The 8002-nt window shown below is 71.6% G+C and carries 7 protein-coding genes and 1 pseudogene; 7 read left to right on the forward strand and 1 reads right to left on the reverse strand.

Going from position 1 to position 8002, the window contains the following annotated elements:
• Positions 1-503: 503 nt before the first annotated feature.
• On the forward strand, positions 504-998 hold the full coding sequence (locus ACFE8Y_RS19510; RefSeq protein WP_375466034.1) for an ureidoglycolate lyase: 495 nt from the start codon (positions 504-506) through the stop codon (positions 996-998).
• Between the two features lie 162 nt (positions 999-1160).
• Here ACFE8Y_RS19510 and ACFE8Y_RS19515 read toward each other — a convergent pair.
• Positions 1161-1502 (reverse strand): annotated as a pseudogene (locus ACFE8Y_RS19515) (DUF1097 domain-containing protein); the annotation flags it as partial.
• A 299-nt stretch (positions 1503-1801) separates the two neighbouring features.
• Between ACFE8Y_RS19515 and ACFE8Y_RS19520 the strand changes: the two are divergent.
• The 6 genes from ACFE8Y_RS19520 to ACFE8Y_RS19545 all read left to right on the forward strand — a co-directional run.
• Positions 1802-2038, forward strand: coding sequence for an AtzG-like protein (locus ACFE8Y_RS19520; protein WP_375466035.1), 237 nt, complete (start codon positions 1802-1804; stop codon positions 2036-2038).
• A 4-nt stretch (positions 2039-2042) separates the two neighbouring features.
• Complete coding sequence (locus ACFE8Y_RS19525) at positions 2043-3446, forward strand: AtzE family amidohydrolase (RefSeq protein ID WP_375466036.1); 1404 nt, start codon at positions 2043-2045, stop codon at positions 3444-3446.
• Complete coding sequence (gene hpxZ, locus ACFE8Y_RS19530; RefSeq protein ID WP_375466037.1) at positions 3446-3826, forward strand: oxalurate catabolism protein HpxZ; 381 nt, start codon at positions 3446-3448, stop codon at positions 3824-3826. Before ACFE8Y_RS19525 ends, hpxZ begins: the two co-directional genes overlap by 1 nt.
• Positions 3827-4226: 400 nt before the next feature.
• Positions 4227-5834, forward strand: coding sequence for an ABC transporter substrate-binding protein (locus ACFE8Y_RS19535; protein ID WP_375466038.1), 1608 nt, complete (start codon positions 4227-4229; stop codon positions 5832-5834).
• A 314-nt stretch (positions 5835-6148) separates the two neighbouring features.
• A complete protein-coding gene (locus ACFE8Y_RS19540; RefSeq protein WP_375466039.1) occupies positions 6149-7102 on the forward strand; it encodes an ABC transporter permease in 954 nt (317 codons plus the stop codon).
• Positions 7103-7124: 22 nt separating this feature from the next.
• Positions 7125-8002 (forward strand): ABC transporter permease (locus ACFE8Y_RS19545; RefSeq protein WP_375466040.1); only part of this gene is annotated, 878 nt, incomplete at its 3' end.

Consider the following 8002-nt stretch of genomic DNA (forward strand, 5'->3'; position numbering starts at 1 on the left):
TGCCCGCGTCGGTGGCTCAGCCGCCACCGCCCCGGGCGACGGCCCGACGCGCCGGGCTCTGGGACACGGGCGGTTCGTTCAGGACCACGGAGGAAATGCCGTGGCCGCCGACCCTGCTCTCGGATGCCGGAACAGACACTGCTGCCCCGCCCATTACGAGGCGGGGTAGGGGGCACCCCGTGACGGAAGCCCCGGGGGCAAGACCGCGTCTTGAACCCCGGCAGCACGCTCGACAGGACGGGAGTACGTCGGACAAGACACCGCGACGCAAGCATCGGCCCCGGACCCCGACAGGTCCGGAGCCGCGGGACGCCGGGGAACCGGCCTCGACCTCACTGCCCCTCGTGGTTCCGCGGCGTCCCGCGTCACCCTTCGCCCCAGCCATGCCTCCGGCGGATCTTTCCGCGCGGAGACGACGACCCATGCGGTCTCCAACCCATGCAGTCCCACGGCGCAGGCACGCATCCTGCCCCCGGCCGACTTCGCCGGAAACCCGAGGCCCCATGCGCACGATCCCGATCGAACCCATCGCCACGGACGCCTTCGCGCCGTTCGGCGACCTGCTCGTCGCGCCCGCCCTCGGCCCGCGCCAGGACCGGGCGGCCGCGATCGAGAACGGTCGCGCCGGCGTGCCCCTCAACGTCGCCCTGGTCCGCAGCGAGCCGTCTTCCGGGCTCATGCCGCTGACGCGGATGGAGCGGCACCCGCATTCGAGCCAGGCCTTCCTGCCGCTCGCGGTCGGGAGCTACCTCGTGGTGGTGGCGCCCGACCGGGACGGGCGGCCGGACGAGGCCGCGCTCCGCGCGTTCCGGGTGCCGGGCCACGCCGGCATCAACTACCGCGCCGGGGCGTGGCACGCGCACATGATGACCGCGACCGAGCCCGGCACCTTCGCGATGCTCGTCCACGAGGACGGAACGGAGGCGGATTGCGTGTTCGCGGCCATCGCGCCGGTGACGCTCGCGCCGCCGGACGAGACGGCAGGCCCGCGGACCTGAGCCGACGCCCTGATGCGAAAGGGCCGGTCAGCCGGGCGACGAACCCGTCGGCATCCGGACGCGCCGCGGGCGGCAGCCGCCAGCGGTATCGTTCGCGCGCGCCGGGCCGTGTGGGGATCGCGTGCGAACGCAGACGCCCGATCCGGCGCCGCCCGGCAAGGTTCAGGGTGACGATCCCGAAGGCCGCCGCGACCAGGACTGGGACGTGATGCAGACCGGAGGATTGTTCGGCGACACGCCGGTCAGGTTGGCGGTGGAGCCCCGTTCCGGCGTCTGCGGGAGATAGGCTGAGGTCACCGCGCAGCCGATCACGGTCGCGGGAATCGCCGGGAACAGCTTGATGCGCGCGATCAGCGCGAGGCGGGCGGTGGTCGCACCGACGACGATCGCCGCCCGGACCGGCAGGCCGAAGGCGGCGGCGAGCGGGACGTCGAGGACGAGCATCGCGGCGATCCAGGCGATGACCATGCCGGCCAGCGCGCACGGTACGAGGTTCTTGAAGCCTTCGGCCGTCGATGCCCGCCCGGCCTACCCGGCTCCGACCGGCGGCGATGCGCGCCGCGGAGCGGGATGCCCCGCGGCCGAGGTCGCCGCCTGCCCGCGTCGACGCCAGTCCGTGCGGAATATTCGGGCAGTTCCGAGCCCGGACCGGGTCTCGTGTTTTTCCGCGCCGACGGACATGATGCCCCGTGCGGAGCGGCCCGGCCGCATCCGGCGGGCGCGAGGGTGCCGGACGGTCTTCCGCGGAGACCGGTCCGGAGTCGCCGCAGCTTGGCGCCGCAGACACCCGGAGCGATAGCGTGATGGCCGAACCGACCGTGACCGATCCGGGAGAGGGAAGGGCCGTCGCGTCCGCCGACCCGCGTTGGGATCCGCCTGCCTACGCCGCCGTGGCGGCGCCCCTGCTCGGCCTCGTCCTCGATCCCGCCTGGATCGACCCGATCGCGGCCAACCTGCGGGTCCTGGCAGCCGCCGCCGCCCTCATCGACGGGTTCGTGCTGCCCGACGAGGCCGAGGCCGCGCCGGTCTTCGGAGCCTGAGCCGATGACGGGGACGGACTGGGCCTGCGCCGACGCGGCGGCCATCGCGGCCGCAGTCGGGCAGCGGCGCACGAGCGCCCGTGCCGTGACCGAGGCGGCCCTGGCTCGGATCGGGCGGGTGGATCCGGGCGTCAACGCCTTCACCGACGTGACCGTGGAACGGGCGCGCGCCGCCGCGGACGCCCTCGACGCGGCCATCGCGCGGGGCGAACCCGCGGGGCCGCTCGCCGGCGTGCCGTTCGCGGTCAAGAACCTGATCGACGTCGCGGGCCTGCCGACGCGGGCGGGCTCGAAGATCAACCGCGGCCGGGCGCCGGCGCCCCGCGACGGCGCCCTGGTGCGGCGCCTGGAGGCGGCGGGCGCCATCCTCGTCGGCGCGCTCAACATGGGCGAGTACGCCTACGACTTCACCGGCGAGAACGTCCACGACGGCGACAGCCGCAACCCGCACGCCCCCGATCACATGTCCGGCGGCTCGTCCGGCGGGTCCGGCGCGGCGGTGGCGGCCGGCCTCGTGCCGCTGGCGCTGGGCTCGGACACCAACGGCTCGATCCGGGTGCCCTCGGCCTTCTGCGGCTGCTTCGGCCTGAAGCCCACCTACGGGCGCCTGACGCGGGCCGGCAGCTTCCCGTTCGTGGGCAGCCTCGACCATCTCGGGCCGATGGCGCGCAGCGTCACCGACCTCGCCACCGCCTACGACGCGATGCAGGGCGCCGACCCCGACGATCCGGCCGCGACCATGCGGGCCACGGAGCCCGCCTCGCGGGGCCTCGAAGCGGGCCTCGGGAACCTGCGCATCGCGGTGGCCGGCGGCTACTTCGCCCGCAGCGGCGACGCGGAGGCGTTCGAAGCGGTGCAGGTGGTGGCCCGCGCGCTCGGCGCGACGCGCACCGTCGAGATCCCGGAGGCGGCGCGGGCTCGCGCCGCCGCCTACCTCATCACCGCGGCCGAAGGGGCCGCCCTCCACCTCGACCGCCTTCGGGAACAGCCCCAGAACTTCGATCCGGCGGTGCGGGACCGGCTGATCGCCGGGGCGATGCTGCCGGCGCCCTGGGTCGAGCGGGCGCAGCGCTTCCGCCGCTGGTACCGGGGGGCGGTCGCCGACCTGTTCGAGACGGTGGACGTGATCCTGGCGCCAGCCACCCCGTGCCGGGCGCCCCGGCGCGGGCAGACGCACTTCACCCTCGACGGCGTCAGCCTGCCGGTGCGGGCCAATGTCGGCGTGTTCACGCAGCCGATCTCGTTCATCGGCCTGCCGGTCGTGGCGGTCCCGGTGTGGCTCGACGGCGGGCTGCCGCTCGGCGTGCAGGTCATCGCCGCCCCGTGGCGCGAGGACGTGGCGCTCCGGGTCGCCCGCGTGCTGGAGCGGGCCGGCACGGTGCGCGCTCCGATCGCGGAGGTCGGCTGATGGTGATCGACGACGCGACCGTGAAGGCCGAAGTCGAGGCGGCGTTCCGGGCCTACGAGGCGGCGCTCGTGGACAACGACGTGCCGACCCTGGAGGCGCTGTTCCGCGACGATCCCCGCACCATCCGCTACGGCATCGGGGAGAACCTCTACGGCATGGACGCGATCCGCGCCTTCCGCCGGGCGCGCTCGGCGCAAGGGCTCGCCCGCACGCTGTCGGAGACCGTCATCACCACCTACGGCCGGGACTGCGCCACCGCGATGACCCTGTTCCACCGCCCGGGCGCGCCGGGCCGGATCGGGCGCCAGAGCCAGACCTGGGTGCGGTTCGCCGACGGCTGGCGGGTGGTGGCCGCGCATGTGAGCGTGATCGAGGGGTAGGGCCGGACGCGCCTTCCCTCTCTCCGCTTCAGGCTTGCGGATCTACATATCGCCCTACGCGATCAGGACAGGCTCGGGTCCCGCAACCCCGCGCGGGAGAGGGACAGGGTGAGGGATGAGAACTGTCCGGATGCGGCACGCCCCTCACCCCATCCCTCTCCCCCTGGGAGAGGGGGCCGCCCGGCGCCTCGCCCGATCGGCATAGCGCCGTTCTCGGGATGGGTGAACCGGCAAGCCTCTGCGGAGGAGGGGATGCGTCGGCAGCCTTTGCCGGAATCGGCCGTCTTAGCGTCGCTCCGGACTGGCCGCGCGCTTGCATGATGGCGGCTGTCCCCCAGGGACGCTCGGAAACGGGCGCCCGGCCCACGGAGCACACCCGCCCGACATGCTGTCCCGCCCGATGAAGACATTCGCCGTTCGTGCGGCGCTCGCCGGCGCCCTGACGCTCGCGGGCTCCGCGGCCCTCGCGCAAGGGGTTCTGCGGATCGGCATGACCGCCTCCGACATCCCGCTGACCACGGGGCAGGCCGACAACGGCGGCGAGGGCATGCGCTTCACGGGCTACACGGTCTACGACGGGCTCATCAACTGGGACCTGTCCTCGGCGACCAAGCCCTCCGACCTCGCGCCGGGGCTGGCCGAGAGCTGGACCGTGGACGCGACGGACAAGACCAAGTGGACGTTCAAGCTGAGGAGCGGCGTGAAATTCCACGACGGCTCGGACTTCACGGCGGATGCCGTGGTGTGGAACCTCGACAAGCTCCTGAAGAACGATTGCCCCCAGTACGACCCGCGCCAGTCGGCCCAGGGGCGCACCCGCATCCCGGCGGTGGCGCGCTACAAGGCGGTCGATCCCCTGACCGTCGAGATCGTCACCAAGGCGCCGGACGCGACGCTGCCCTACCAGATCGCCTGGGTGATGATGTCCTCGCCCGCGCAGTGGGAGAAGCTGGGAAAAAGCTGGGACGCCTTCGCCAAGACGCCGTCCGGCACCGGGCCGTGGAAGATGACCCTGTTCGCGCCGCGCGAGCGCGCCGAGATGGTCCCCAACGCGAACTACTGGGACAAGGGCCGGGTGCCCAAGCTCGACAAGCTCGTGCTGGTGCCGCTGCCCGAGGCCAACGCCCGCGTCGCCGCCCTCCGCTCCGGTCAGGTCGACTGGATCGAGGCGCCCGCGCCCGACGCCGTCGCCTCGCTCAAAGGGGCGGGCTTCACCATCGTCACCAACACCTATCCGCACAACTGGACGTGGCACCTGTCCCGCGTCGAGGGCTCGCCCTGGAACGACATCCGGGTGCGCAAGGCGGCGAACCTCGCCATCGACCGCGACGGGCTGAAGGAGCTGCTCGGGGGGCTCGCGGTGCCGGCGACCGGCTTCTTCCCGCCCGGCCACCAATGGTTCGGCCACCCGACCTTCCAGGTGAAGTACGATCCGGCGGCCGCCAAGAAACTGCTGGCCGAGGCCGGCTACGGCCCGAACAAGCCGCTCAAGACCAAGATCGGGATCTCGGCCTCGGGCTCCGGGCAGATGCAGCCGCTGCCGATGAACGAGTTCGTGCAGCAGAACCTCGCCGAGGTCGGCATCCAGGTCGACTTCGAGGTGGTCGAGTGGAACACGCTGATCAACATCTGGCGCGCCGGCGCCAAGGCCGACATCGCCCGCGGCGTCACGGCGATCAACTACACCTACTTCATCCAGGACCCCTTCACCGGCTTCATCCGCCACCTCCAGAGCACCTTCGCCCCGCCGAACGGCACCAACTGGGGTTCTTACGCGGACCCGGCGATGGACACGATGTTCGATCAGGTCCGCAACGCGTTCGACAAGTCCGAGCAGACCGCGGTGCTGGAGAAGATCCACGAGAAGTTCGTCGACGACGCGCTGTTCCTCATGGTCACCCACGACGTGAACCCGCGGGCGATGAGCCCCAAGGTGAAGGGCTTCGTCCAGGCGCAGAACTGGTTCCAGGATTTCTCGCCGATCACCATCGCGACGGCGGGGCGGTAGGGGGCCGCCTCTCCTTCTCACGTCCGGGCTTGCGGATTCACACGTCTTAGAACCGCGAGGAAAACCCTCCGCAGTCATTCCGGGGCGCCGCAGGCGAACCCGGAATCCAGAACCGCCGAGGCGGCAAGCGAAGGCGCCGGCGGCGGCTATGGATCCCGGGTTCTGCTTCGCAGCCCCGGGATGACGGGGTTGGAGCGGATTAAGGCGAGGTTCTCGCCGCGACCGGTGAGATGTGTCCATCGACTAACCCCCTCTGCGAGAGAGGGAAACGACGCGCCCAACCTTGGAATCGGAATAAGGAAACCCTGGACGCGATGCTGCTCTACATCCTCAAGCGCCTCGTCTACGTGACGCCCGTCGCCTTCGGCGTCAGCGTCGTGTGCTTCCTGCTGGTGCACTTGGCGCCGGGCGACCCCTTGAGCGCGATCCTGCCCGCGGACGCGACGCAGGCGACGATCGACGAGATGCGGGCCGCCTACGGCTTCGACAAGCCGCTCCCGGTGCAGTACGCGATCTGGCTCTGGCACGTGTTCCACGGCGACCTCGGCGTCTCGATCGCCACCGGGCGCCCGGTGCTCGGCGAGGTCTCCCGCGCGGTGGTCAACAGCCTGATCCTCGCCTCCGTCGCGACGCTGATCGGCTTCACCTTCGGCACCCTGTTCGGGTTCGTGGCCGGCTACCACCGCAACTCGATCCTCGACCGGATCGCGTCCGCCATCTCGGTCTTCGGCGTGTCGGTGCCGCATTACTGGCTCGGCATGGTCATGGTGATCGTGTTCTCGGCCCAGCTCGGCTGGCTGCCGCCGACGGGGGCGGGCCCGGACGGCTCCGGCAACTGGCGGCCGGACTTCGAGCACCTGCGCTTCATCATCCTGCCCGCGGTGACGATGTCGGTGATCCCGATGGGCATCATCGCCCGCACCGTGCGGGCGCTGGTGGCCGACATCCTCGCCCAGGACTTCGTCGAGGCGCTGCGGGCCAAGGGCCTCGACGAGGTCGGGGTGTTCCGGCACGTGGTGCGCAACGCCGCTCCCACGGCGCTCGCGATCATGGGGCTGCAGCTCGGCTACCTGCTCGGCGGCTCGATCCTGATCGAGACCGTGTTCGCGTGGCCCGGCACCGGCTTCCTGCTCAACGCGGCGATCTTCCAGCGCGACCTGCCCCTGCTCCAGGGCTCGATCCTGGTGCTGGCGATGTTCTTCGTGGCGCTCAACCTCCTGGTCGACGTGATGCAGACCGCCCTCGATCCGCGCATCGAGCGGGCGTGATCACAAGGGAGAGCATGATCCCATGACCGCACCCGTCACCGCCGCGACCATGGCCCTCGACGGGGGCGTCGCCCCGGCCTCCGCGCAGACCGAGCCGGCGGCGTTCTCCGCCTCGCGGGGCTACTGGGGCCATGTCGGCCACCGGCTGGTGCGCGACCCCGTGGCGATCGCCGCCGGCACTGTCATCCTGGCCATCGTCCTGATCGCGGTGTTCTCCCCGTGGATCACGCCGATGGACCCCTATCGCGGCTCGATGCTGCGGCGCCTGAAGCCCGTGGGCGACGCGACCTACTGGCTCGGCTCGGACGAGCTCGGGCGCGACATGGTGAGCCGCCTGATGATGGGGGCGCGGCTGTCGCTGTTCATGGGCGTGACGCCGGTGCTGATCGCCTTCGTCATCGGCGCGTCCATCGGCATCCTGGCCGGCTACGTCGGCGGCTGGACCAACACGATCCTGATGCGCACCATCGACGTGTTCTTCGCCTTCCCTTCCGTGCTGCTCGCCATCGCGCTCTCGGGGGCGCTCGGCGCGGGCATCTTCAACGCCATCGTCTCGCTGACCTGCGTGTTCGTGCCCCAGATCGCCCGCGTCTCCGAGAGCGTGACCACCGGCATCCGGTCGCGCGACTACATCGACGCGGCGCGCCTCTCGGGCGCCTCGGCGCTGACGATCATGCGGGTGCAGGTGCTCGGCAACGTGGTCGGGCCGATCTTCGTCTACTCGACCGGGCTGATCTCGGTCTCGATGATCCTGGCCTCGGGCCTCTCCTTCCTCGGCCTCGGCGTGCGCCCGCCCGAGCCGGAATGGGGGCTGATGCTCAACACGCTGCGTACCGCGATCTACGTCAACCCGGCGGTCGCGGCGCTGCCGGGGCTCGCGATCTTCATCGTCTCGATCTC

The organism is uncultured Methylobacterium sp., from assembly GCF_964242245.1.
Classification (GTDB): Bacteria; Pseudomonadota; Alphaproteobacteria; order Rhizobiales; family Beijerinckiaceae; genus Methylobacterium.

Excerpts from the sequence above, each read along its gene's own strand:
- ACFE8Y_RS19525 (WP_375466036.1), top strand. The coding sequence starts at position 2,043 with ATGACGGGGACGGACTGGGCCTGCGCCGACGCGGCGGCCATCGCGGCC.
- ACFE8Y_RS19510 (WP_375466034.1), top strand. The coding sequence starts at position 504 with ATGCGCACGATCCCGATCGAACCCATCGCCACGGACGCCTTCGCGCCG.
- ACFE8Y_RS19535 (WP_375466038.1), top strand. The coding sequence starts at position 4,227 with ATGAAGACATTCGCCGTTCGTGCGGCGCTCGCCGGCGCCCTGACGCTC.
- hpxZ (WP_375466037.1), top strand. The coding sequence starts at position 3,446 with ATGGTGATCGACGACGCGACCGTGAAGGCCGAAGTCGAGGCGGCGTTC.
- ACFE8Y_RS19520 (WP_375466035.1), top strand. The coding sequence starts at position 1,802 with ATGGCCGAACCGACCGTGACCGATCCGGGAGAGGGAAGGGCCGTCGCG.
- ACFE8Y_RS19540 (WP_375466039.1), top strand. The coding sequence starts at position 6,149 with ATGCTGCTCTACATCCTCAAGCGCCTCGTCTACGTGACGCCCGTCGCC.